This window comes from Massilibacterium senegalense (assembly GCF_001375675.1).
GTDB lineage: Bacteria > Bacillota > Bacilli > Bacillales > Massilibacteriaceae > Massilibacterium > Massilibacterium senegalense.
This window is the reverse complement of the sequence record NZ_LN831786.1, coordinates 220,820-244,292: the sequence shown is the minus strand read 5'-3', so window position 1 is coordinate 244,292 and position 23,473 is coordinate 220,820. Positions and strand designations below refer to the sequence as shown.

Annotated in this window: 29 protein-coding genes; 10 read left to right on the top strand and 19 right to left on the bottom strand. The window is 36.5% G+C overall.

Features of this window, described 5'->3' with window-relative positions; genetic code table 11:
* Positions 1 to 97: 97 nt before the first annotated feature.
* The gene (locus BN1372_RS04600; RefSeq protein WP_062197683.1) at positions 98 to 838 is read left to right on the top strand and encodes an NADPH-dependent oxidoreductase; all 741 of its coding nucleotides are present in this window, start codon (positions 98 to 100) and stop codon (positions 836 to 838) included.
* Positions 839 to 1,017: 179 nt separating this feature from the next.
* Positions 1,018 to 2,175 carry a glycosyltransferase family 2 protein gene (locus BN1372_RS04595; protein WP_062197682.1) on the top strand — a complete coding sequence of 386 codons (1,158 nt, stop codon included), beginning with the start codon at positions 1,018 to 1,020 and terminating at the stop codon, positions 2,173 to 2,175.
* Positions 2,176 to 2,669: 494 nt separating this feature from the next.
* Here BN1372_RS04595 and BN1372_RS04590 read toward each other — a convergent pair whose 3' ends face one another.
* The 5 genes from BN1372_RS04590 to BN1372_RS04575 all read right to left on the bottom strand — a co-directional run bounded on the left by BN1372_RS04590 (position 2,670) and on the right by BN1372_RS04575 (position 5,477).
* Entirely contained in the window at positions 2,670 to 3,374 is a 705-nt protein-coding gene (locus tag BN1372_RS04590; protein ID WP_062197681.1) for a hypothetical protein, read from the bottom strand.
* Between the two features lie 534 nt (positions 3,375 to 3,908).
* Complete coding sequence (locus BN1372_RS14520; protein WP_074018131.1) at positions 3,909 to 4,031, bottom strand: YjcZ family sporulation protein; 123 nt, start codon at positions 4,029 to 4,031, stop codon at positions 3,909 to 3,911.
* Positions 4,032 to 4,101: 70 nt separating this feature from the next.
* Complete coding sequence (locus tag BN1372_RS04585; protein ID WP_062197680.1) at positions 4,102 to 4,854, bottom strand: FRG domain-containing protein; 753 nt, start codon at positions 4,852 to 4,854, stop codon at positions 4,102 to 4,104.
* Between the two features lie 32 nt (positions 4,855 to 4,886).
* Entirely contained in the window at positions 4,887 to 5,165 is a 279-nt protein-coding gene (locus tag BN1372_RS04580) for a hypothetical protein (protein ID WP_062197679.1), read from the bottom strand.
* Between the two features lie 105 nt (positions 5,166 to 5,270).
* Positions 5,271 to 5,477: a helix-turn-helix transcriptional regulator gene (locus BN1372_RS04575; protein WP_062197678.1), complete on the bottom strand. Its 207-nt coding sequence runs from the start codon at positions 5,475 to 5,477 to the stop codon at positions 5,271 to 5,273.
* Between the two features lie 150 nt (positions 5,478 to 5,627).
* Between BN1372_RS04575 and BN1372_RS14915 the strand changes: the two genes are divergently transcribed.
* Positions 5,628 to 6,056 carry a helix-turn-helix domain-containing protein gene (locus BN1372_RS14915; RefSeq protein WP_082418948.1) on the top strand — a complete coding sequence of 143 codons (429 nt, stop codon included), beginning with the start codon at positions 5,628 to 5,630 and terminating at the stop codon, positions 6,054 to 6,056.
* 30 nt (positions 6,057 to 6,086) lie between these two features.
* The gene (locus BN1372_RS04565; protein WP_062197677.1) at positions 6,087 to 6,533 is read left to right on the top strand and encodes an ImmA/IrrE family metallo-endopeptidase; all 447 of its coding nucleotides are present in this window, start codon (positions 6,087 to 6,089) and stop codon (positions 6,531 to 6,533) included.
* A gap of 433 nt (positions 6,534 to 6,966) precedes the next feature.
* Here the strand turns inward: BN1372_RS04565 and BN1372_RS04560 are convergent, their stop codons facing one another.
* Both BN1372_RS04560 and BN1372_RS04555 read right to left on the bottom strand, forming a co-directional pair.
* Positions 6,967 to 7,638: an FtsX-like permease family protein gene (locus tag BN1372_RS04560; RefSeq protein ID WP_187118390.1), complete on the bottom strand. Its 672-nt coding sequence runs from the start codon at positions 7,636 to 7,638 to the stop codon at positions 6,967 to 6,969.
* A 489-nt stretch (positions 7,639 to 8,127) separates the two neighbouring features.
* Positions 8,128 to 8,451 (bottom strand): nucleoside triphosphate pyrophosphohydrolase, encoded by a 324-nt coding sequence (locus tag BN1372_RS04555; protein ID WP_062197675.1) that lies wholly within the window; start codon positions 8,449 to 8,451, stop codon positions 8,128 to 8,130.
* A gap of 188 nt (positions 8,452 to 8,639) precedes the next feature.
* Here BN1372_RS04555 and BN1372_RS04550 point away from each other — a divergent pair, with 188 nt between their 5' ends.
* The 4 genes from BN1372_RS04550 to BN1372_RS04540 all read left to right on the top strand — a co-directional run bounded on the left by BN1372_RS04550 (position 8,640) and on the right by BN1372_RS04540 (position 10,586).
* Complete coding sequence (locus tag BN1372_RS04550; RefSeq protein ID WP_062197674.1) at positions 8,640 to 8,981, top strand: YolD-like family protein; 342 nt, start codon at positions 8,640 to 8,642, stop codon at positions 8,979 to 8,981.
* Positions 8,982 to 9,088: 107 nt separating this feature from the next.
* On the top strand, positions 9,089 to 9,214 hold the full coding sequence (locus BN1372_RS15135) for a protein YhfH (RefSeq protein ID WP_147515336.1): 126 nt from the start codon (positions 9,089 to 9,091) through the stop codon (positions 9,212 to 9,214).
* A 170-nt stretch (positions 9,215 to 9,384) separates the two neighbouring features.
* On the top strand, positions 9,385 to 9,807 hold the full coding sequence (locus BN1372_RS04545; protein WP_062197673.1) for a VanZ family protein: 423 nt from the start codon (positions 9,385 to 9,387) through the stop codon (positions 9,805 to 9,807).
* 125 nt (positions 9,808 to 9,932) lie between these two features.
* The gene (locus tag BN1372_RS04540) at positions 9,933 to 10,586 is read left to right on the top strand and encodes a LiaF transmembrane domain-containing protein (protein ID WP_062197672.1); all 654 of its coding nucleotides are present in this window, start codon (positions 9,933 to 9,935) and stop codon (positions 10,584 to 10,586) included.
* 28 nt (positions 10,587 to 10,614) lie between these two features.
* Here the strand turns inward: BN1372_RS04540 and BN1372_RS04535 are convergent, their stop codons facing one another.
* Positions 10,615 to 11,679 (bottom strand): NAD(P)H-dependent flavin oxidoreductase, encoded by a 1,065-nt coding sequence (locus BN1372_RS04535; RefSeq protein WP_062197671.1) that lies wholly within the window; start codon positions 11,677 to 11,679, stop codon positions 10,615 to 10,617.
* A 115-nt stretch (positions 11,680 to 11,794) separates the two neighbouring features.
* Between BN1372_RS04535 and BN1372_RS04530 the strand changes: the two genes are divergently transcribed.
* Complete coding sequence (locus BN1372_RS04530; protein ID WP_062197670.1) at positions 11,795 to 12,643, top strand: LysR family transcriptional regulator; 849 nt, start codon at positions 11,795 to 11,797, stop codon at positions 12,641 to 12,643.
* A 48-nt stretch (positions 12,644 to 12,691) separates the two neighbouring features.
* On the opposite strand, the gene rpsN is transcribed toward BN1372_RS04530, so the two are convergent.
* Positions 12,692 to 12,961 (bottom strand): 30S ribosomal protein S14, encoded by a 270-nt coding sequence (gene rpsN / locus BN1372_RS04525; RefSeq protein WP_062197669.1) that lies wholly within the window; start codon positions 12,959 to 12,961, stop codon positions 12,692 to 12,694.
* Between the two features lie 81 nt (positions 12,962 to 13,042).
* Positions 13,043 to 13,468: a Fe-S cluster assembly sulfur transfer protein SufU gene (gene sufU, locus BN1372_RS04520; RefSeq protein ID WP_062197668.1), complete on the bottom strand. Its 426-nt coding sequence runs from the start codon at positions 13,466 to 13,468 to the stop codon at positions 13,043 to 13,045.
* 107 nt (positions 13,469 to 13,575) lie between these two features.
* On the opposite strand from sufU, the gene folE2 reads away from it, so the two are divergent.
* Positions 13,576 to 14,475: a GTP cyclohydrolase FolE2 gene (folE2, locus tag BN1372_RS04515; protein WP_062197667.1), complete on the top strand. Its 900-nt coding sequence runs from the start codon at positions 13,576 to 13,578 to the stop codon at positions 14,473 to 14,475.
* Between the two features lie 41 nt (positions 14,476 to 14,516).
* Here folE2 and dcd read toward each other — a convergent pair whose 3' ends face one another.
* The 9 genes from dcd to BN1372_RS04470 form a co-directional block, all read right to left on the bottom strand.
* Positions 14,517 to 15,065, bottom strand: a complete 549-nt coding sequence (dcd, locus tag BN1372_RS04510) for a dCTP deaminase (protein WP_062197666.1) — start codon at positions 15,063 to 15,065, stop codon at positions 14,517 to 14,519.
* Positions 15,066 to 15,072: 7 nt separating this feature from the next.
* A complete protein-coding gene (locus BN1372_RS04505) occupies positions 15,073 to 16,281 on the bottom strand; it encodes a GTP-binding protein (protein ID WP_062197665.1) in 1,209 nt (402 codons plus the stop codon).
* Positions 16,278 to 16,868, bottom strand: a complete 591-nt coding sequence (locus BN1372_RS04500; RefSeq protein ID WP_062197664.1) for a beta-class carbonic anhydrase — start codon at positions 16,866 to 16,868, stop codon at positions 16,278 to 16,280. The genes BN1372_RS04505 and BN1372_RS04500 overlap by 4 nt, the downstream gene beginning before the upstream one ends.
* A gap of 462 nt (positions 16,869 to 17,330) precedes the next feature.
* Positions 17,331 to 17,627 carry a hypothetical protein gene (locus BN1372_RS04495; RefSeq protein ID WP_062197663.1) on the bottom strand — a complete coding sequence of 99 codons (297 nt, stop codon included), beginning with the start codon at positions 17,625 to 17,627 and terminating at the stop codon, positions 17,331 to 17,333.
* Between the two features lie 307 nt (positions 17,628 to 17,934).
* Positions 17,935 to 18,618, bottom strand: a complete 684-nt coding sequence (locus tag BN1372_RS04490; protein WP_230198800.1) for a hypothetical protein — start codon at positions 18,616 to 18,618, stop codon at positions 17,935 to 17,937.
* Positions 18,619 to 18,781: 163 nt separating this feature from the next.
* Positions 18,782 to 21,184, bottom strand: a complete 2,403-nt coding sequence (locus BN1372_RS04485; protein ID WP_062197661.1) for a DEAD/DEAH box helicase family protein — start codon at positions 21,182 to 21,184, stop codon at positions 18,782 to 18,784.
* Positions 21,177 to 21,500: a nucleoside triphosphate pyrophosphohydrolase gene (locus tag BN1372_RS04480; protein ID WP_062197660.1), complete on the bottom strand. Its 324-nt coding sequence runs from the start codon at positions 21,498 to 21,500 to the stop codon at positions 21,177 to 21,179. Before BN1372_RS04480 ends, BN1372_RS04485 begins: the two co-directional genes overlap by 8 nt.
* A gap of 142 nt (positions 21,501 to 21,642) precedes the next feature.
* On the bottom strand, positions 21,643 to 22,836 hold the full coding sequence (locus BN1372_RS04475; RefSeq protein WP_062197659.1) for an MFS transporter: 1,194 nt from the start codon (positions 22,834 to 22,836) through the stop codon (positions 21,643 to 21,645).
* 123 nt (positions 22,837 to 22,959) lie between these two features.
* Positions 22,960 to 23,331 carry a DsrE family protein gene (locus BN1372_RS04470; RefSeq protein ID WP_062197658.1) on the bottom strand — a complete coding sequence of 124 codons (372 nt, stop codon included), beginning with the start codon at positions 23,329 to 23,331 and terminating at the stop codon, positions 22,960 to 22,962.
* Positions 23,332 to 23,473: the final 142 nt, after the last annotated feature.

Genomic DNA, 23,473 nt, shown 5'->3' with positions numbered 1-23,473 from the left:
TATTGAAATTTTTCACAAGATAATAAGTCACATTATTTGATTCAGTTACTTTCTTTTTGTTAGAATGAAAAAGCAATAAAAGAAGGAGGTAATTTTTATGAACGAAACGATTCAAACGTTAACAAACCACCAATCTATTCGAAAGTATAAAGATACACCGTTACAAGAAGAACAATTAGTGGCGATTTTAGATAGCATTCAACGAGCGCCAACATCGATTAATGGACAACAAGTATCCGTTATTGTCGTGAAAGATAAGGAACGCAAAAAAACATTAGCGGCATACAGTGGAAATCAAACATGGATTGAAGAAGCACCTGTATTCCTCGTCTTTTGTAGTGACTTTTACCGTGCAAAATTAGCAGCAGAAAAACAAGATGTACCATTAAAAATTACTGATTCTATTGAAAGCTTATTAGTTGGAGCAACAGATGTTGGGATTGCCTTAGGAAACGCTATGGCTGCAAGTGAATCAATGGGACTTGGTGTCGTGCCAATCGGTGGTATTCGCCAAAATCCAATCGATGTGATTGAATTATTACAATTACCAGCATACGTTGTTCCTATTGTCGGCTTAGCTATCGGTTATCCTGACCAGAATCCAGGGTTAAAGCCACGCTTCAAACGAGAAGCAGTATGCCACGAAGAAACATACAACGCGAACCTTCGTCCACTCATTGATGAATACGACGAACGTTTTAAAAACTATATTAGCGAACGAACAAACGGACAAGAAGCAAGAACTTGGAGTGAATCAATCATGCAATACTACCGCTTCTCCTACTTCCCAGAAGTCTTACCAATGATTAAAAAACAAGGACACGGAGTAGAAGAATAAAAGCGGATGGGGCGACAAACATAAGATGGGTGGCGGAATGAAGCGTTTTTTTCTCATAGACTATTACACCCCTCGCTCATAGATAAACAAATGAAAGCAAGCTGTTCAAAATCAACAGCTTGCTTTTTACTCGCATTTTTTGACAAAAGTCGGTACGATGAGTAAAAAGGGAGGCGATGATGATTGATACGGTGTTGCTTTTTCTTAGTATAATTACCGCTCTTTTTTGGCTTGTCGTTGCCGTTGGTACTACGTTCAGCATTCGGCACATTCCAACATTACCAGAAACAACACGTACCAAGTATCCATCTTTATCTATTATTGTTGCAGCAAAAGATGAAGAAAAAGCGATTCGCGAAAGCATTTCGTCTCAACTAAAACAAGATTATCCAAACGTAGAATGGGTTTTGGTAGACGATCGCTCTTCTGATGGCACACTTTCTATCATGAAACAACTGGCTGCAAAAGATGAGCGAATTACCGTTCTTTCTATCGAGGAATTGCCAGAAGGTTGGTTAGGGAAAAACCATGCCTTATACAAAGGATACAAACAAGCTTCCGGGGAATTGATTTTGTTTACCGACGCGGACGTTATCTTCGAGCGAACCGATGTGTTGAAACGAAGCGTCGCCATGTTGCAAACAGAAAATGTTGACCATGTAACGATTTCCCCAACATTACAAGCAAAATCTTTTATGCTGCAAGCTTTCATTGGATTCTTTTTATTTGGCTTTCATTACTTTAAACGTCCACATCGTGCAAATGACGACCGTTCTTCTGTTGCAATGGGTGTTGGCGCGTTTAATTTACTTCGAAAAGAAGCATACGAGGCAATCGGAACCCACGAACAGATTCGCTTTCGACCAGATGATGATTTACAAATCGGTATCCAAATCAAAAAAAATGGCTTGAAACAACGTTTTGTGACAGGAATCGGGGACATTCGTGTGGAATGGTACCCTTCTCTAAAAGAAGCGATAATTGGATTAGAAAAAAATATGTTTGCTGGGCTTCATTTTCGGTATTACATGGTGTTCGTTGCAATTTTTGGCGTATTTATTTCGCAGACGTTTCCTTTTCTAGCATTATTGTTCACGAGCGGGGCTACGTTTTGGTTTAATGTAATGAGTATTGTCTTGATGCTGTTCATTTATGTACAAATTATTAACCTTTTTACACCGTTTTCACGCTGGACGACCATTTTATTCCCAGTCTCCTCCCTTTTGTTCATTTATACGATTATTCGGGCAATTGGACTTATGATTTATCGGGGCGGGATTGTTTGGCGCAGAACAACTTATTCCTTGCAAGAATTAAAAGAATGGAAAAAAGGCTGACTTAACGTAATATGGTACCTGTAGTTAAGACACTTGAAAAAAGAGTGTTTAACCTACAGGTAACCATAGAAATTCAAGACATGGGGAATAAGAAGCTAACCTTTACACTTAATGAAAAAAAAATCTTCCATTAAAACATGAAAAGAACGAAAGGCAAAAATAAATCATGATATGATTTACTATCACTACTACCGATATCAATGGAACTTAAAAAGATGACCCCTATTCCATATAGGAATCATCTTCTAGTTACTTACTTTCTTTTTTTATAGTATCCTTGACAAAACTTCCGGTTTATTCCTAACCTATATTTCTACTTTCTTTTGTGCTTATCAAAGAAAGTAATGAAACTAACAATAATCAACATAAGAATTGAAAACAAACTAGCCTTAACAAAAGTGAAATCTAAAACAAAATAAGTAATCATTAATAAAACTACAAAAAACAATATGTTCTTCTTCATCTCACCATCTCATTTTTATAAAATAATATTTTTAGAAAAATGGTTCCACAATAGTAGATTTCTTATATCTAGTGTTAACCTGTCCACCAGATCCTTTTGAAGATTTAGTAACTCTCTCCACTTTTTTGATTTCATAATTCCCCATGTAAGAGCCTGTTGGGCCAACCTTTCCAGGACCTAGTTCCCTATAGTAATACTTCATAAAAACATAGACATTTTGAGTATCACTCTCTACAAAATAATAACCACCAAATCCGGCACCAGCTGCCCTTGCCAAAGCAGCAGCCCCACCAGTAACTCCAGTTAGCCATGCTGTAACAGCCGTGACAAAAGCTGTTTTGGTAGCCTTAGTAAACTTTTTAGAAGTAACTCTGTCATATTGTTTCATGTAAACCCAGGATGTCGGATATTTAGAAGCAGCTAACCTCATACTTCTTTGTTGAAATTCTGAATCCATACTATTAGCAAGTAGAACATTTACATGATCAATAAGCTCTGGAGAAGGTTGATTAAGTTTAATTATATAACCATTTTCAATGTGAAAATCAATATTGTTTTTCTCCAAGACGTTTACAACCCGCTCATTAAGTAATGGTACAAACTGTTGATTATTTTCATTTCTTAAACCATCCTCATTGTTTGAATAAATTACAGAGTTACTTACAGCAAAAACATAATGATTACCAATCCCTACAAAAACACAAAAAGCAACCAATATAGAAAATATTCTCTTCAAAATCCAATTCCCCCTCCCTCTTTATAAATTACCATTTATTATCTATTTTGTAAAAATAATTTTATAGTGGGCTAAAATATTTAGATTCGTCCGACTGGTTGCATTGGTGAAACAAAATGACAAGCTACGTGTGGCATGCCCTTCGCTTGTGTATTGGTGAAATGTTCCTACAACCTTTATAAATAAATGCTGTTGTTTTCTGCGAAACAGTCAGCATTATTTGTTGTCGCCTTGCTCGATTAGAGATTTTTATTGTCTCAAGATTTTAAAGTCTTGAGAGAACTGTTGGGATAATGCCCCTCCATAAGCTTTCTTTAATCATTTAAAAGACGAAGTGGATGATACATCCTGTAAAAGATAAAAAGAACGAAAGGCAAAAATAAATCATGATCTGGTTTACCATCACTACTATCGATATCAATGGAACTTAAAAAGATGACCCCTATTCAATATAGGAATCATCTTCTAGTTATTTACTCTCTTTTTTATAGTGCCCTTGACAAAGATTTCCGTTTAAAAGAGCAGCTTTTTTAGTTAGCACCAGCTGCGACAAGAACAACCAACGATCACTAACAAAATAAACAACACAACGATAAATGAAAATCCCCCAAATCCTGCTCCATATCCACCTCTAGCTCCAAATCCACATCCTGACATTCTCTTCACCCCTTTTCATCTTTTCCTTACATCGTATGCAAAAAAGGGATATTGGCATGGTCTCTTGCCCTTATTTCATTTGATTTACTTTTTGTGCAAGCCCATGTAAATCAGGATAAATCATAAACGAATCGACACCGCACAGTACTAAAAACCGTTCCACATCTACTGCTAACTCAAATGGCAACACGACTTTTTTCAAAATGCCTTGTTGGAGTAATTGGCCATCATACTCTTTTTCTAACGGAACTTGATTTGCTTGGAGCGTAAATACACTTTTTTGAACGATTATTCGCTCTAGCTGACGTTCTGGAAATAGTGCAAGGCTATTGGTAAACGATTCATTTATGCAATCAGGATAATCTTTTCCAAGCAAGTTTTTCATATCGTCGGTTGTGCATAAGACAGGCTTTTTCCATAATGGATGTTTTTCGTTTAACCGATATGGATCAAGCATCCAAATAACTGCATCTTCTTTTTGACGGTACGCCCACCCTTCAAATACAAAATAAAGTGCAATAAGAAAGGATTCTGTCCAATCTAATAAACGTGTTTTTACGCCGTAATGTTGCATCGCGTACAGCAACTCCCACGACGATAACTGATGAATTCGTAAGCCATTATACAAAAATTCACGATATACTTCTTTTTCCCACTTCGTATACGCTTGGAGTGTCTTTTTTTCCATCCGAAATAATCCAGCATGTAGCGATGCTGTTTGATGATAACGATGTTGCCCACGAAACCAAGCATTTTGGTGTTGGACGTGGGAAGAAAAAGAAGCAACCTCTTGTAAAAAAGAAAGAAACGATGGTTGAAACATACTCTCACCTACTACTAGTATGTTCTCCATCGTTATTGTTTATTCCGTCGTTTCCACATAACATAAAGGATAATCGGCAACCAACCAATCATACCTAAAAGTAAAAGAAGAAAAAACGGATAATGCCCATATTTTTGTTTTAGTTCCTCTATTTCTTCATAATAAGAATCACTGATTTGCTCTTCTATTTCCTTATTCGTTAATGCCTCTTCTTTTATTTCTGCTAAATTACGGTTAAAAGTACGGAAAAAATAAAGCGTAAACCATAAACCAATGAGTAAATATAAAATCAGGGTGGTAATTGAGTTCATGATGTTGTCACCGTCCTTTTTTTCATCTTAACAGATTCGTTTTTATCGATTCAAGTTACAGAAAAAATAACTGCAGCACCCTTCACTGGGTAACTACAGTTATTTTTAGACACAATTTGTTTCATTTTCATCAAAAAAAAGTTCTTCAATCGACGAGTCGTAATAATCGGCAATTTTTTTTGCTAATCCTAAAGATGGTGTTCGCTCTCCGCGCTCAATCGCACCTAACATTTGTGGTGTAATCCCTAATTTACTAGAAATCTTTCGCTGACTTTCATTTCCCCTTAATTGAACGAGTTTTACACGTCGCAAAAGTGAGCCTCCATTCTTTTCAATGATACTTCCATTTTAAAGAAACAAAACGTTTCTGTCAATATTCCCCTTGAAACCATTCGTTTCCTTTGTGGAATAGAAACTATTTGTTTCTTATAATGAAAACATGAAACAAACGGGAGGGATATTATGTTCGGGAAACGACTCGCTTCTTTACGTAAACAAAAAGGATTGACCCAATACGAATTAGCTAATGCACTTGGTTTTTCACGCGGACAAATTGCTAACTACGAACAAGGATCACGTGAACCAGACTTTGAAACACTCCAAAAAATTGCCCGTTTCTTTCAGGTTTCCACCGACTATTTGTTAGGCTTAACAGATTCTCCTACTCCGTATTATTTAGAACAACACCATGAAGTACACGTGGCTGGTGAAATAATTTCCCTGACACCAGAAGAATTTAGCGTGTTTGAAGAAATGAAAAAACACCCTATCCTCTTTCATGACCTAGCAGACAATCCAGAGAAAAAAGTAAAACAATTAATTAACGTATGGGATTTCATCAAAAAACAAATCGAAGAAAAAGAGGATTCTACTACTAAAACAGAGAAATAATCAACACTATTTATATAAAGGAGGATCCTCTTGTCTGCTTCACAAGAAATGGATATACTCGCACAAAAACTGTTACAACCACTTCAAATCCACCATCCGTTTGACCTATCGATGGATATTTTATGCGAATATTACGATATTACGATTCATCCTCTAACCACTCACCCCCCCATTGCATTTGCCATCCCACTGAAACGTAAACAAATGATTTTTATTTCCACTCATTTCTCACCGTTCAAACGGAATGTTGTGTTAGCGGAAGAATTTTCCCATCTTTATCTCCACTCCGTCAATGAATTAACGATTTCCCCACTTTGGACAATGAAATTAGAACGACAAGCTAAAACATTAGCTGCCTTTTTACTCATTCCATCTACCTTTCTCTCTCCCTTACTCACTCAAACAAGCTCTATCAACGACTTAGCATCCACCTTTTCCGTTCCCGAAGACTTCATAAAATTTCGATTATCATTATAAGAGACTCGCTTCACGACAGAGTAATAAGGCGACCAGCGGAAGAGGCGCACTTTTTCCTCTGTAGTCAGTTGCCTTATTACATACAACAGTCGTTAGTCCCTTGGAGCTAAATTACATAAAAAGCGGAGAGTGATCCATCAGGAAAATTCGAATTTACACAACGTTAAGAGAGTTTTAGTGATCATAAACTTACTGAAAAACAAAAAAATTCTTTTTAAGAATGGATAAATCTAAACTAGTAGAAAAGTTCAAATCGGATATGCTACAATTTTTTTAAAAAGTCTTTATCAAGACTTTGTTATTTCGTTACGCAACCTGAGAGACAACCTCCTCTAAGGACAGGGCAAGTACAACGCAGGCTGTGGCAATCATCTCTGAAATTCCTAACATCGCCTGCCATCGCCGACAGGCAATCACAATCCCCGCTCAAATCTCACGCATCAATATGTACCTCCTTCCTTGTTTTAATAGCCACATAAAGGATCAAAGACCATGTCAGGATGACTATGGCAAATAAGATGATAGCACTGGTAAGTATCTGGAAGTTAGTTAGCTCCATATTCGTTTGACTGATTCCTGCTATCAGTAAATTTGATAGGACTCCCCCTATAGCACTACCTACCAAAAGGCCAGGTATCCCAACTATTAGATTCTCTCGGACGAGATCAGTTGACAAGGCTCCGTAACGCCTGCGAATACCGAATTCCCGTTCACGTTCCTGATTGTAAAGAAACCAGTCAAGGACGATGCAGAGATGACCCATGACCAGAAAAAGTGTAGTGATTACAATCAATGGATTATCAATGAAATATGTAAATAACGGAATCCTTTTGTTCACTTGAGGAACAAATCCCATCTGATAGAATAGGTCGATGACATGATTTACTTGAACCGGATCTGAAGTATTTATCGTATAGTTTCCAGGAGGTAGTAAATCCCGACCTATAGTACGTGGATATTGGAGGTTATCTGTTCCTGATGGGACGACAATAGTTCCACAAACTTCCATGAATCTTTGATAAAAGATGAGCTGTACCAAAAGCTGACCACCGATGTTCCTTGTACGTATCTCGAAAAAGATAGGCATAAGTAGCCGTTGAATCAAAACTGAAAACCTAGAGAGTGTACCATGTGGGTCATAAACAACCATTTATTCATTTTCATGTCAACGCCTTCCTCATTGTCACATATCCCCAAAAAATAAAGGAATACAAAATGTCAGTTAAATTTAGTAGTAAATAAAATTGTAGTTATAGCGTGTCGTATATTGATCACCCCACAATAGAGAATCCCATACAGAGTCTTGGCGAGAATGGATTCTAGTGTCATATCTAGAGCTTTCCCGGGCAATATAAATAGGAAAAAATTTGGCATTTGATAAAGCTGATACGTTGATGATTTCTCTTTATATATTTTTTTCAAAACCCTTGACTCTACTCACATACTATAGTTTTTACTCTTCGCCCCCCCTAATTCCATATACATTCTAATTCACCATTATTTTTTCCTATTTTTCCAGTCACTATTTTTCCTATTTACAAAAAAACTTTTCTACCTTTTTGTCATCAAAAAAATAGAAAAGTCTTATTGTTTTTTAATCTGTCACTTCTACTAAAAATACTTTTTGTTCGAAGGATCCACATTTTTCATTTTTTTGTTGTCGGATGATATCTAGTTGCTCTGGGTTAATTTGATGCAGTTCCATTAAGGTCTGCACTAATTCCATGACATCTGCTAGTTCTTCTTTTGCTTCTTCTTCCGTATGTGCTCGCGTGTATTCTTCTAGTTCTTCATAAAATTTTAATACTACTTCTTTTCTAAATTGCTCTTCATTTAATTGTTTCGTTTTACACACCAAACCGTCCTTTTCAATAATTGCTGGAATCTTATCTCGAACAAGTTTATTATATATAACCATTTGTATACCCCTTCCATGAAAATTTGATAATACTTACTTACACACGCACAAAAATATCCCTGCTTTTATTTTATACCAATCTTTATCCAGTTTTCCCATCAATCTTTCGGAAATTTTGTGAACATCCTCTTGATTTTAAGAACATTTGTTCTCATAATATAGATAGATAGAAAAAAGGTGGGAACAGCATGTATATAGATCGTGGAATGAAAAAATGGCGTGGAATGATGATTCCTGAACATGTGGAATTATTAAAGAAATGGAAGGAAGAAGAGGAAGTTGAAAAACCGATATTAGATGAACAAAAGTTACAAGAATTTGAAGAAATCGTCCAAGAAGCATTAGAATATCACCGTCTACTCGTCTTCACGGCTATTGTACAAGAAAAAGTACAAACGATTACTGGCTATGTTCACTATTTTGATGCAATGAAAAAGGTATTTAAAATTATCGACAAATCCGATACCGTATACTCCCTTCCTGTTACTACTATTATCAATATTTATTTTGCCGAAAAAACAATTTTCTGAAAACTCTTAAAAAATACTGTACAAAAACATCCCGGTAGCATATACTGTTATATAACAATTAGAGATTGATGATTTATTGTTTTATATCAATAATAGGAGGGATTACGATGAATCAAACAGAACAACATCAAAAAACGAAAAAAATTTGTCCGGAGTGTGGAAGCTTCGTACATGAACACCGCGAGTCACACTTTATGGAATGTGAACAATGTTTATCGAAACGTGAAGAATAAGACACAAAACCTTGTGCCATCTAACAATTAGATGGCACAAGGTTTTGTTATGCTATCCTCCTACTATTTAATTTCACAAAATAGGAATATGCTAACTTAACCAGTAAAATGTTACCATAATTTCGGCATGAGGAGGAAAAAATGAAAAGAACCTTCACCATAAGCTCGTAATTTATTTAGTTGCATTAGCAATGCTATTATTTATCAATTCTAGAAGATATATATTAGCAGGAGTATCCTTTATCGAATACATCAAGAGGTTTTCAAATTTTGTTCCATTTAAAACAATCCATACATATATGAAAGCAATGTTTGACGATAGTATGAATATCGATATACCAATTAAAAACTTGGGTGGTAACATTCTTCCGTTTTTTCCGATGAGAATTTATCTACATTACTTTATCAAAAAAATAAATAACATAAGTGCATTTTCTATTTCGATAATTATCTTATTATTTGTTTTCGAAATCATACAATTGGTTACGAAAAGAGGAAGTTTTGATATTGATGACTTTATTCTCAACATGTTGGGTGCAATCATTGGATTTAGAATATGGCAAACGAAATTTATTAAAAAATTAGTAAATTAAACTTTTTTATGAATTATGCGTGATACATTAGGTAAAACAGTTTACGCAAATAGAACAAGGGAAATAGTATGGTAAGTACGAAACAGTAGAACGTATGGATACCTATTAGAAAGGATGTGGAAAAAGTGAAAAGTCGCTATTTAGTTGGCGTGTTATTTATTTTACTTGGGATTGGTGTCTTTTTAGATGCAGTGAATATCCTAGATTTTTGGGGAGTTTTCGCATCGTGGTGGCCACTTATTTTTGTGTTCATTGGGATTGTGCAGCTCACAAATAAAGGATCATCCAAAATTGCTGCTATTATTTTTATCATTATTGGACTATTTTTATTAGCAAATGAATTATTGGATGTTTCATTGATGTCCTTTTTACTCCCGATCATTTTAATTTTGATTGGCGTCTCTTTTTTCATGAATCGCTCAAAAGTTCCGACTTTATCGGAAGATGCGTTATATACAACTGCTATCTTTACTGGCGCAAAAGTACGGTCGGAAACAAATCATTTTGAAGGTGGAACAGCTACTGCTATTTTTGGTGGAGCAGAAATTGATTTACGTCAAGTAACGGTAGCAAAAGAAGGTGCAGTCGTGCATTTAACAGTATTATTTGGTGGAATCGAGCTATACGTTCCAGAAAATGTACGTATTCAAATTACGGGAACACCGATTTTTGGCGCTTGGGAAGATAAAACACACCTTCCTACTTCGAAAGATCCGAATGATCCATTATTGCAAATCAATTGTACGGCGGTTTTCGGTGGTGTTGACATCAAAAATTAAACCAGTATCTACACGATACTGGTTTAATTTATTTCTTTAACAAAGAATCAACGTCTATCCGTAATTGTTTCATCAATTCTCGAACCGACTGTTGTTTACTTAATCGTGGACTTTGGCCACACCAAAGTGATAAATAAGCTGGGTTTTGTTTCACTGCTGCTTCTTTTCGCATGGCTGTCGTTAAGAGGTGTTGCACCGGATATGGTGGCAAAGTGTCTTCCATTGGTGCCATTTTTTCGATAAATGTATTCGCAATGCCTCTTGCTTCTTTTCCGGAAAAGGCCTTCGTGATAACCGTTTCGTCTTCGGTTGCTTGTACCACCGCATGTTTATGCGCTTGTTGTGCCCCGCTTTCTTCCGTCACTAAAAACGCCGTCCCCATTTGTACGGCGGTAGCACCGAGCACAAAAGATGCGACAATCCCCCGACTATCCATAATCCCACCGGAAGCAATAACCGGAATATGGACAACATCTACCACTTGAGGAATAAGTGACATTAACCCAATCATCCCAGGTGTTTTTGAAAAAGTCCCGCGATGACCGCCCGCTTCACTTCCTTGCAACACAACGGCATCCATCCCGCTTTGCTCCACCCTTTTTGCTTCTTCTACTGTTGTTGCTGTTCCGATAACGACTGTCCCATTCTCCTGTAACTGTTTCATGATGTCTGTACTTGGAATTCCAAATGTAAACGAACAAACGGGAACTTTTTCTGCAATTAGTACTTCTATCTGTTGAAGGAATGTTTCATCGGCATTCTCTGGAATAGATGGACATACTGGTTGTATTTCTAACATCTCGTGAAATGGCTGTAATAGTTCGAAAGCACGTTTTGTTCCTTGTTCATTTTCTTCGACTGTTGCTGGAACAAATACATTTACACCAAACGGTTTGGTTGTTCTTTTTTTCACTTCTTGAATTTGTTTCGCAAGTGCTTCGCTAGACATATATCCAGCACCAATATTACCAAGCCCACCTTCCTCCGACACTCCTACCACTAATTCCGTCGTCGTCACTCCGCCTGCCATCGGTGCTTGAATAATCGGATACGTCATATTCAGTCGTTTCATCCATTCCGGCTGTGGCCACATATTCTCGCCCTCCCTATACAATTTTTACTATTTCTTTTAGTATAAAGAAAGAGAGTTATAAAAAAAAGTGATTGTTTTTGATAGAAGCTAACAAAAATAATGATAGGAGGAAAAGATGCATCTCGAAGACTTATATACGTTTAAAATAGTGGCCCAAGAAGGAAGTATCTCGAAAGCAGCAAAAACACTTCATTTCGTTCAATCAAACGTGACTGCCAAAATAAAACGGTTAGAAAAAGCATATGAAACACCTCTTTTCTTTCGGCATCCACGCGGTGTGACGTTAACACCACACGGTCGAACGTTACTTGTATATGCAGAACAAATTTTACAATTAGTCGAGGATTCTAAAACAGAAATTATGTATACAAATGAACCAAGCGGAACATTACGAATCGGTTCCATGGAAACTACTGCGGCCGTTCGATTACCATTGATTTTATCTTCCTACGTAAAACAATATCCAAAAGTGAATTTGTCGTTACAAACAAATCATACGAACGCATTAATCAAGCAAGTAGTTAACGATGAATTAGAAGGGGCATTTATTGCTGGACATCCACAGCACCCTGCCCTGTCTGCTATAAAAGTTGTCGAAGAAGAATTAATCTGTATTGCCAATAAGACAATAGATTGGGACGACTTAAAAAACGAAACAATCATCGTTTTTAAATCCGGTTGCTTTTATCGAAATGTATTGGAATCGTGGTTACTAAAAAGGGGGATTGTTCCTACTCGTAAAATGGAATTGAATACGTTAGAAGGCATTGTCGGTTGTGTACGAAGCGGACTAGGTATTGCCATGTTAACAAAATCCGTAATGGACCAATTAGACAAAAAGCACGAACTCACCCGCTATTTGCTTCCAAGTGACATTGGCACCATCCCAACATCGTTTATTTATAAAACAGAAGGTATAAAAACTGCCGCCTTTCGGACTTTTCTCCAGGAACTACAACGATAAAACAGGCTCCTATTATAGGAACCTGTTTTTTTGTATGAATATGAACGTTTACCAACTAGATTTTTTCACGCCGGGTATTTGCCCTTTATGCGCTAGCTCACGAAATACAATCCGAGAAAGTTTAAACTTCCGAATGACTCCACGTGGTCGTCCTGTTACTTGGCAACGATTTGTTAAACGGGTTGGCGAAGAGTCTCTCGGCAACTTTCGTAATGCTTCATAATCACCTTTTGCTTTCAACTCTCGTCTTAGGTATGCATACTTTGCGACTAATGCTTCCCGTTGTCTTTCTTTCGCGATTTTTGATTTTTTCGCCATGTATGGCCCTCCTTTTTCACATAAATCGTAATGATTACGATTATAATCTTATTTAACCATACTGGTACACAAAAATCAACGTTACGAACTTGTACGAAATAATTTCGCAAATGCTTGATACGGCATGAGTGCACAGTTATATCGTGCTGGTAATTGATGGACATTTTCTAAACTCATGACTTCTTCTAACGCTTCGTCTTCTATTTTTGTTCCATTTCGAATCATATCTTCTACTTTTTCTGAAAGTGCTTGCACTTCTGTGATTGTTTTTCCGTTCGCAATCGTAGTAAACATAGAAGAAGATGCCATACTAATAAAACAGCCATCCCCTACAAATGTTAACGCTTCAATGCGGTCATCGTTCATTCGTGCATACATCGTCATCACGTCACCACACGTTGGATTTTTATAATGCATTTTATGCGTGTATTGGTCTAATTCGCGGTGATTGCGACGATTTTTCGCATGGTCCATGACAATTTGTCGATATAGATGATTTAAATCCATTTCTTTTCCCCCCTTATTTTCACTATTAAAATGCTAATAACTTGATTTACCTCTATCAGTCTTTATAATAAATAGTAATCATTACGATTTAAAAAGGAGACTACATGATGAAAAATAAGGTACACTTACCTTCTAAACAGGAACGCCATCGTCATTTCGGTTCGGTCGATCCAATTATTGGAACGAAACCGACAGAAAAAGAATGTATGGCTGATTTACAAAATACACCGAAAGACTTTTATTTTCCGATTGACCACGTTGGGATTTCGAACGTTTCTCACCCAGTGACAGTTACTTCTAGTCTTTCTCCTACTACTCAAACGACCATCGGTACATTTACGTTAACGACTAGCCTTGTGCAAGACCGTAAAGGCATTAATATGAGTCGTTTAACAGAATTATTACATACGTACCATGAAAACAATTGGAAGCTAGATGTCGATACATTGCAAAACTTTACGAAAGATTTAGCAGAAAAAATGGAACAAAAAGCAGCGACATTGTCTGTTCAATTTCCGTGGTATTATGAACGCTTCGCACCAAAAACAGAAAAAGTTGGCTTAAACCATTCCCAAGCGACGATTACGACGAGTTATCATGAACGAGAAGGATGGAAAACGAGCGTCGGGTTACGCGTAGCGGTGACAACACTTTGCCCATGTTCGAAAGAAATTAGTGAATATAGCGCCCATAACCAACGCGGTATTGTGACAATGAACGTCGATATGTATCCAGGTGCTTGGCCAGAAGACTTTAAAAAAGACTTATTAGATGCGGCGGAAACAAATGCGAGTGCGATGCTTCATCCGATTTTAAAACGACCAGACGAGAAAAAAGTAACCGAACAAGCGTATGAAAATCCACGCTTTGTCGAAGATTTAATTCGTTTAATTGCAGCGGATTTGTATGAGTTAGACTGGGTAAAAGGGTTTCAAATCGAATGTCGCAACGAAGAATCGATTCATTTACACGACGCGTATGCAAAATTAACATTTTCAAAAGAATAAGTACTAAAAGGCTACCGTGTGTGGTAGCCTTTTTAGTTGTTTTATTTTGACCGTTTCACTTCGACATCGTCAAATATCCGACTTTGAGTAGCTCCCGCTTGGTGTAAATACTTTCCTTGATACGGTGTTGCTTCTTGGTCCACTTTTGCAATGACGAGCTGGCATATTCTTCTGCCAACTATTAATGTAATCGGGACGCTGTTGGCATTATAAAGCTCAAGCGTAATTTGTCCAGAAAACCCTGGGTCAACCCAGCCGGCATTTTGAATAAATAACCCGAGCCGTCCAATCGAGCTTCGTCCTTCGACAAATGCTGTTAAATCGTTCGGTAATGTCACCGTTTCTTTTGTCGTTGCTAGTAAAAAGGAGTGGGGCGAAATGACTACTTTTCCGTCACGCACCGTTACATCACGGTATATCGCATTTTCTTCTAACGAAATTTGCGTGTTCGCATGCTCATCAATGACTAAAAAATGGTCCCCTAACCGTAAGTCAACGGAAGCTGGTTGGATTTGTTCCGGTGTGATTGGTGAAATCGATAGTTCGTTTGTATTAATTTTTGCTTGAATTGTTTTCCCTGATAAAATCATCGTATCCCTACTCTGCTTTTGAAATTTCCCAACCAAATGGGTCTGTAAACGTTGCCCAATCTTGTTCCATTTCCGCATCCGTTAACAGACACGCATCTAATTCGTTCACAATACTCTCTTGCGGTAAATCAATGCCAATAAAGACTAACTTCGTATGCCGATCCCCGTATGTCGCATCCCATTCCTCTAGTAAATACGGATTTTCTTTGATAATGGCTTCTTGTTCTGCTTTCGGAAGCGAAGCAACCCAATAGGCTACCGGTTCTACCGTTACCGATGGACCAGCTTGTGACATTAAAATCGATACGTCATTTTGTGTGGCACACCAAGCGATTCCTTTCGCCCGAACGATATTGTCTGGCATTTGCGTATGAATCCATTCATCAAATCGCGCAGAATGAAATGGTTTTTTTCGTGCGTAAACGAAAGAAGCAATACCGTATTCTTCTGTTTCCGGTGTGTGCGTTTCATGTCCCCCTGCCATTAATTCCCGTAGCCAACCAGCCGATTCACTAGCTTTGTCAAAGTCAAATAAACCGGTATGTAAAATTTCACGTGGGTCGACTTGTCCATGAACGGATCGAATCATTTTCGCCCCTGGTTGCAACGTCCGCAACACATTTTCTAATTTTTTTAGCTCTGTTTCTTCTACTAAATCACATTTATTTATCATTAATACGTCACAAAACTCGACTTGGTCTAATAATAAATCGGCAATGTCACGCGTATCGTCTTCCCCAACTGCTTCTTTTCGATCTAATAGCGAATCACCAGACTGAAAATCTTTCCAAAAACGATTTGCATCTACAACCGTCACCATCGTATCTAACGTACAAAATTGTGTTAAATCAATGCCAAGTTGTTCATCGATATACGAAAATGTTTGCGCAACGGGAATCGGTTCACTAATGCCTGTTGATTCAATCACGATATAATCAATATCGCCTTGTGTTGCTAATCGTTCGACTTCTACTAATAAATCTTCCCGAAGCGTACAACAAATACAACCATTCGATAATTCGACTAACTTTTCATCAGTTCTAGATAAGCCCCCGCCTTGCTTCACTAAAGCAGCGTCAATATTCACTTCGCTCATATCGTTCACAATAACCGCCACTTTTAGTCCTTCCCGATTTTGTAAGATATGATTTAATAACGTCGTTTTTCCCGATCCTAAGTATCCACTTAACACAGTTACTGGAATTTTTTTCGTCATACTTGCACACTTTCTTTCTGTTCAAGATGCTCATATCCGTTCACAATTAAATCTAATTTTCCCGTACTTGGATCAATCGCCAAACCATGCACTGGCACATCTTTTGGAACGAGCGGATGTTTTTTAATCATTGAAACGCTATTTTTCACACTCTCTTCTACACTATTAAACCCTTCTAACCATTTCGGCACATCAATTCCTGCCTGCTCTAACGTACGTAACTTATCTTCTGAAATTCCTCTCGCACGCATTGATTCTATCATCGCATCCGGATTTACTTTACTCATCCCGCAATCGTAATGCCCAATGACGCACACTTCTTCTGCTTGTAATTCATACACCGCAACAAGAATACTACGCATCATACTACCGAACGGATGAGACACAACTGCACCCGCATTTTTAATGATTTTCACATCCCCATTACGCACATTTAACGCACGCGGTAACAACTCGACTAAACGAGTATCCATACATGATAAAATGACAAGCTTTTTATTCGGAAGCTTCGTCGTTTGATATGGTTCATATTCTTTGTTTTCCACAAACTGCTTATTAAACGTCAACATATTTTCTAATAACGTCATTTAGTCACGCTCCTATCGATATCAATAATGTAGAAAGTAATGTGTTTTCATAAAAAAATACTATAAATCGTAATGATTACGATTTATAGTATTTTACCATGCACATAGTGTTCATGCAATCCTTTCCTATGCGTTGAAAGAATGTAAGACCCATTGTTTTGTTGTCCGCTTATTTCCATGCATTTACGATGAAACTAATTACAATAATCCCAATAATAATAGCAATCATTATACTAGGGCTACCAAATAATGCCCGATCAAACAAATCATCTTTTTTCTTATCCACCCTAATCACCACCTCATAAATAATGAGAATTTTCCGATAATTTATTTTAAAAATAATTTTCCTCTATTCTTAAGAACATGGATAATTACCTAATAGAAAGGAACACACAAGTCCCTCCTATTCAACTATTCCCTCTTTTCAGTCCTACATATACAGAAAAAATGTTGAACCCACGATTAATGTTTGCTGGTTTTAAATAAATACACGACTAATCCTACGAAAAAAACAATCACCGTGAAAGCCACGATATAAAAAGTAACAGCATCTCCGTCTAAAGCTAATTCATCGACAATGATACCTTCTTGAAATAACAACAAAGCTGAGATAATTGTTAGAATAAGAGAATTTGTAATGATGTACATATCTGGTTTCATTTTTTGTTGGAAAAACAGTAAATAAGTAAAATTGAAGATAAGTAGAATGAGTAGGACATATGCAATGGGGCGTAAAAAAACAAAAACTTCCCCAATCATGTTAGCCTCCGGAAAAATAATTATTGAGTTGTAGATAGTTAAAGTTGTATTTTCTTCATATTAAAAAAACATTTTCCTCATAGGTACGATACAAATCCCTAAAAAGTGTTGATATAATAACATTTCTTCTATATTATTTATACTACCAAAAAGGCTGGTAATATCCAACATTTTTCAAACTTTTTTGCAAAAAGACTTATTATATCAATGTTTTTCATCATTTAAGCTTAAAAATAAAATGGCGTCGATGTCCCGGGTTTTCTGCACGATGGGAGGTCGACGACATTTTTTCACTTTATCTCTTCAATTAAAAAGTAGTACATACACATGGAATGCTTTCTCGTTCTTCATCCCGTACACGTAAATATTTTGTAATTCCATTTTGAATGACATTATCTACACCGACACGTTCCATTAATTCTCGATATTCCCGTAATGTAAATGGTTTTCCTTCCGCTTTTAAAATGGACACATTTTTTTCGAAATGGCTTCTAAATCGTTCTTCCATTTCTTCTTGTTCTTGATATTGATGAGGCCAAATTTTGTATAATTGCGCGTAGTGTTCAAATCCACCACGAACACATCTTCCACCGCAATTAGCATGGGTAAAACCAAGTTCATACATTCTCGGTAACTTAATACTCCAACCATTTTCAATAATATCTTTTATTTCTTCATCTGGAACGAATTTTTCAATCATAGGGAATCGAGTTTCAATTGGTTCTAATGGATTGTGTACATAAAACTCTTTTAATCTATCTGAACGATGTGTTTCATGCGGTCCAATTCCAAAATATAAAATTGGTTCTAAATTATGCTCATCACGAAGTTCTTCTAAAAAGATAAGAGTTTGTTTTACTTTTAGTTCTTCAGAACACTTTGCCATTCTGGAATTACCTAAAAATCGATAATCATAGAACACTTCTTCCGGAGTACGCCCGTCAATCCGATATGTAATTTCTACACCAATGTATTCTGATACTTCTTCCATAAAACGATAGTTGTCATCATCTTCCCATTGGGTATCTGTAAAAAATAGAATACAATTTTCTTTTCCTGTGCATATTCATAAAAGAAAACCTCTTTAATAAGAATTTAAGATAGGACAAACTTAGATAATTTCATCAAAAGGAGAGCGATGAAGTTTTTTCATCTTACTTGTTTTCTTTCCGTTCAAAATACTCTTCCAGTCGATAATCACATATTTCCTTCGTCCATTCAAACAAAATACGACTATCTTTTTCATCCACATCAAATGAAAATGATAAAACATTCCCTTCTAACTGAAGTAATCCTTTCGAACTGCCACTCCATTTAGTCATCGGCATTCGTTCAATTAATTTTGCCACTTTTTCTTGATCATAATCCCATAATTTTTTCGATGCTTTATCCGAAAAATCAATCCGTTTCCGATATTCTTTTTCCATGTAGTATTGATGGAAAAAAGGGGAAACTTCAATAGAAGAAATCGGTGCATACCACTTTTCTGGATCTCGTTCTAGCATAGCTTTTAACACGACCATTTTATACGATTTAGTCATCGATGTTTTCTCGACTTCTTGCAGCCATTTTTCATATGTTAAAAAAACCGACTGTTCGGCTTCCATTAATTCTCCCGCCCAGTATAAAAATCCAACATATGATTTAAATTCTTGACGAAATTCCCGCGCATTTCCTTCGCCTTTTAAATGCATTTCTAAATATGTTGGACGTCTGCCCAATTCTTCTTTTAACTGCTCAAACGCTTGACGAAGTTTTTCTTTTCGTGGTTGACGTTTTTTATGTAATTCGCCAAGCAAATCAATGACTTTTGTGTCCAAATACAATCCGCAATTTGTTGGTACAACTGGTTCTATTTCTTTTTTTGTTCCTTGTTGAACAGTTGTATCAAATAACTGCAATTTTACATCTGCATTTCGATAATTACCGATTAAATCAATAATGGTACAATGTGTTTTTCCATCATGAAGACGTAATCCACGCCCAACTTGTTGCGTGAAAATTGCTAATGACTCTGTTGGCCGTACAAATAACAAGGTATCTACTTCTGGTATGTCTACTCCTTCATTAAATAAGTCAACGGTAAAAATCAATTCGATTTCCGCTTGTTTTAATTGTTGAATCGCTTCTTCACGTGAAATGATACTTTTCGAGTGGAGACTAACTCCTTGTACACTTTGCTTTTGAAAATAATCTTGTAAAAAGTCGGCCTGTCGAATGGATGAACAGAATACTAGTGTTCTAGTTTGTTTGTATTTTTTCCAAGCATCAAAAATTTTCTGTGCATGTTCTTCTTGCAATTGTTTATCTAATAATTGTTCACTATCATATTTTGTTCCAATCCAGCGAATCGAAGAATAATCAATGTCATCATACACGCCATAATATTGGAATGGTGTTAACCAATTTTTTTGAATTGCTTCGATAAAATGAAGCTGATACGCAACATTTCCATCACAAATTGCAAAAACATCTTTTCCGTCCATTCGGTACGGTGTTGCGGTGATGCCTAATAAAAATTGTGGTTCAAAATAGTTAATGACACGCTCATACGAATCCGCTGCTGCATGATGAAATTCGTCAATAATGATTAAATCAAATGTTTGTTTTGCAAATGCTTCTAAGTTTTCTTTTAACGCTAGCGTAAAAATAGAGGCAAAAACACAATCAGCATTGCTAGTTTTTTCTTTGCCATAATACAACCCTGTTGTTCGTTTTGGCATAACGTGTAAAAAAGAGGTTTCCGCTTGTTTTAATATTTCTTCACGATGAGCAACAAACAACACCTTTTTAAATCGTTTCGCAAAAAAAGCAGCTAAATACGTTTTCCCAAGCCCCGTCGCCATCACAACCATTGCTTTGTTATACCCTTCATCAAACGTTTTTTCTAATTCTTCTAATGCTTCTTGTTGTGCTAGGCGAGGAGTTATTTCACCATAAGACAATCTTTTATCTAAAATAATTGTTTTTTCTTCCGCGGTCGGTAACGTTAATTCAATTTCTTCCTGTTTCGTCCATTGTCGTACGAGTTGTGGATATTTTTGATGATAATGATGGTATGATTTTGCGTAATTTTTCAATGTCTCTTCATTTAATGGAATTGTTCGTTCGTGATACATTAATTTTGAAAATTCATCTACTGCTTCTGCAAAAAAATCCTTTGACTTTTCTACCTTTACGTTCCACTCCACACCTGTCGTCATCGCTGAACGAGAAAAATTAGAAGAACCAACAAATGCTAGCTTTTCTTTTTCACTTGAAAATAAATATGCTTTTGGATGAAACGAAATCCCATTACTTTGCCACAATCGAATCTTTGCACTTTTTAATTCTTTTAACAATAATGCTAAAGCATCTGGTTGTGTCACATATAAATAATCACCTGTACAGATTTGAATATCCGCACCATGTTCTTCTGCTTTCTTAAGGGATGGCAATAATAATTCCACCCCTGACTTCATTAAAAAGGATGGGAGTAAATAAATTCCTGAACTTTTTTCAATCGCTTCTAGTAGTTCACTTTTTAAAAATGTGGTAACAAGCCTAACGTCACTCATCGACATCAATCAAAAAAACGTGATCGTCAAAACCGCCACGCTTTTCTTTTTTCTTTACACGAATCGCTTCTAATTCTTCAAAACTAGCATCGTGAACTCCAGTTAAAGCGTGAATCAGTTCAAGAATATCCGCAAGTTCTTCTAATGACTCTTTATTATTTGTGGCATTCATATATTCATCTAATTCTTCAAATAATTTTTTCTTAGCTTCCTGTTCAAACTGTTCATTCGTAAGTATTTTTGTACGGCAAGTTTTATTATCTTCTTCGATAATAGTAGGGATGTTATCACGTACTAATTTATTGTATGTAATCATGTTATTCATCCTTTCACCTAATTTTTTCTATTCTACTATCTATCTTATATTATAAATGTTTACATGGACATAAAATATCCTTTTCAAATCTTTTTAAAAAACATCTATCCAAAGGCTTGTCCTAAAGATAGATGTTTTTTCTTCATCCTGCTGTATGTTGCACGATGTTCTTTTCTTGTTTTTTTACTTTCGCCATAAACCACCACATCCAAGCTACGAATACTGCAAATAATCCTCCCGCCACGATAAACGGCAATACCATATTTGTTTCTGTAAATAAGAAACTACCAACGATCGGTCCTAACGCCATCCCGATAAAGCGCATAAAGTTATACGTTCCAACGACGGTTGCCCGGTTATTCGGAAATGGTTCGATTAGTAATATCGTTTGAACAGGGCCGGATAATCCGAGACAAAGTCCGAATAAAATAAGGGACACGAGCATGAGCCAGAAAGAAGATAGTGCTGTAAAGACGAACAACGCCACGCTTAATACGTGCAATGTTGCCGTTACGAGTAATATTTTTCTAGCGTTAAAACGTCGTAATACTTCCCCGCCCATATACGTTCCGATCACCATCATAATTGCTAATGAAAAAAAGACGAAGCCTGTTTGCGATGGTGTGATGTCGTATTGTCGTTGGACGATTTGGGCTAGTAAAGCTAAGTAATTGTGAAAAACGAAAAATTGTAACGAACCTAATCCGATAATCGAGAAGCTCACTGGATTTTTGAACGCTAGTAAGTAATTTTTCCATTCAAATGAAACGGACGGTAAATGTTTTGGTTTTGTTTCTTTTAAAAATAGTAGGTTTAATAATAGCATCGTTGAACCAACAAGTGCTAACACTAGAAATACAACAGAGTGACCATATCTTTGACCAATCCATCCCCCAATAATTGGTCCTACTGCTGGTCCGAGTGAAACGAGCATTTGGAAAATACTCATCGCTTTTCCCCGCGCTGGCCCTTCAAATAAATCGCCAATAACTGTAATTCCTACGATTGTTCCTGCTGCAATTCCAACTGCCTGCATCCCCCGAAATAACAGGAACATCGTAATCGAATCCGATAAAATACACCCAATCGTCGCCATGATATAAATAATCAGGCCAACGATTAATATTTTTTTTCGGCCTTTCGTATCGACAATCGGTCCATATACCATTTGCATAATCGCCATCATCATCGTATAAATCGATAACGTCGCATTGATCCATAACGTCGATGTATGGAACTGTTGCTGTAAGCCTGGAAGAAGTGGCACATAAATATTTTGAGTAAGTGGTCCAAGAAATGCAGCAAATGCGACAAGCAAAATAATTTTTTTATTCATCCGTCCCCTCCTCTTGTCTTTTTCATCATTATGAACAGTATAACTGTTTTCAGGTATCATCGTTATCATTTCGCATCAAAAAAAAGGAAAACACTAGGTTTTTCCTAGGTTTTCCTTTCTTTATTAGTTTAATTGTAATGTTTTTGTTGAGTTCATAATGTAATCCACTACATCATCTGCGCCGATTACTTCTACGCCGTCGATTAAGTTATCAGCTGATACGCCGTTATGTTGCATACATGCTGAGCAAACTTTAATCGTACCACCTTTTTCTAAGTAAACAGGTAGAATGTCTTTAATTGCTTGGAATGGTGCGCCGATATCGATTTTATCTGCATAGCCTTTTTCTGCTAGAAGTACTGCTTCTGAAAGAAGTAAAATAGCAACGTCATGTCCTTTCTCTGCTGCCTTTGCTCCCATTGTAAACGCAATCGTTACATTGTTCGCGTTACTTTCGTGTGCTGCTAATGTAATTAATAAATCTGGAAATGCCATGATCAAAAAGCCTCCTTTAAAATGTAAAAACCATAATTAATACGGTTACAGGTATAAATATAAATCGTTTTCATCATAAAAACAAGCACTTTAACTCGGATAAAACCATTGTTTTATAAATTGTCACAATTTCTTTATTCGA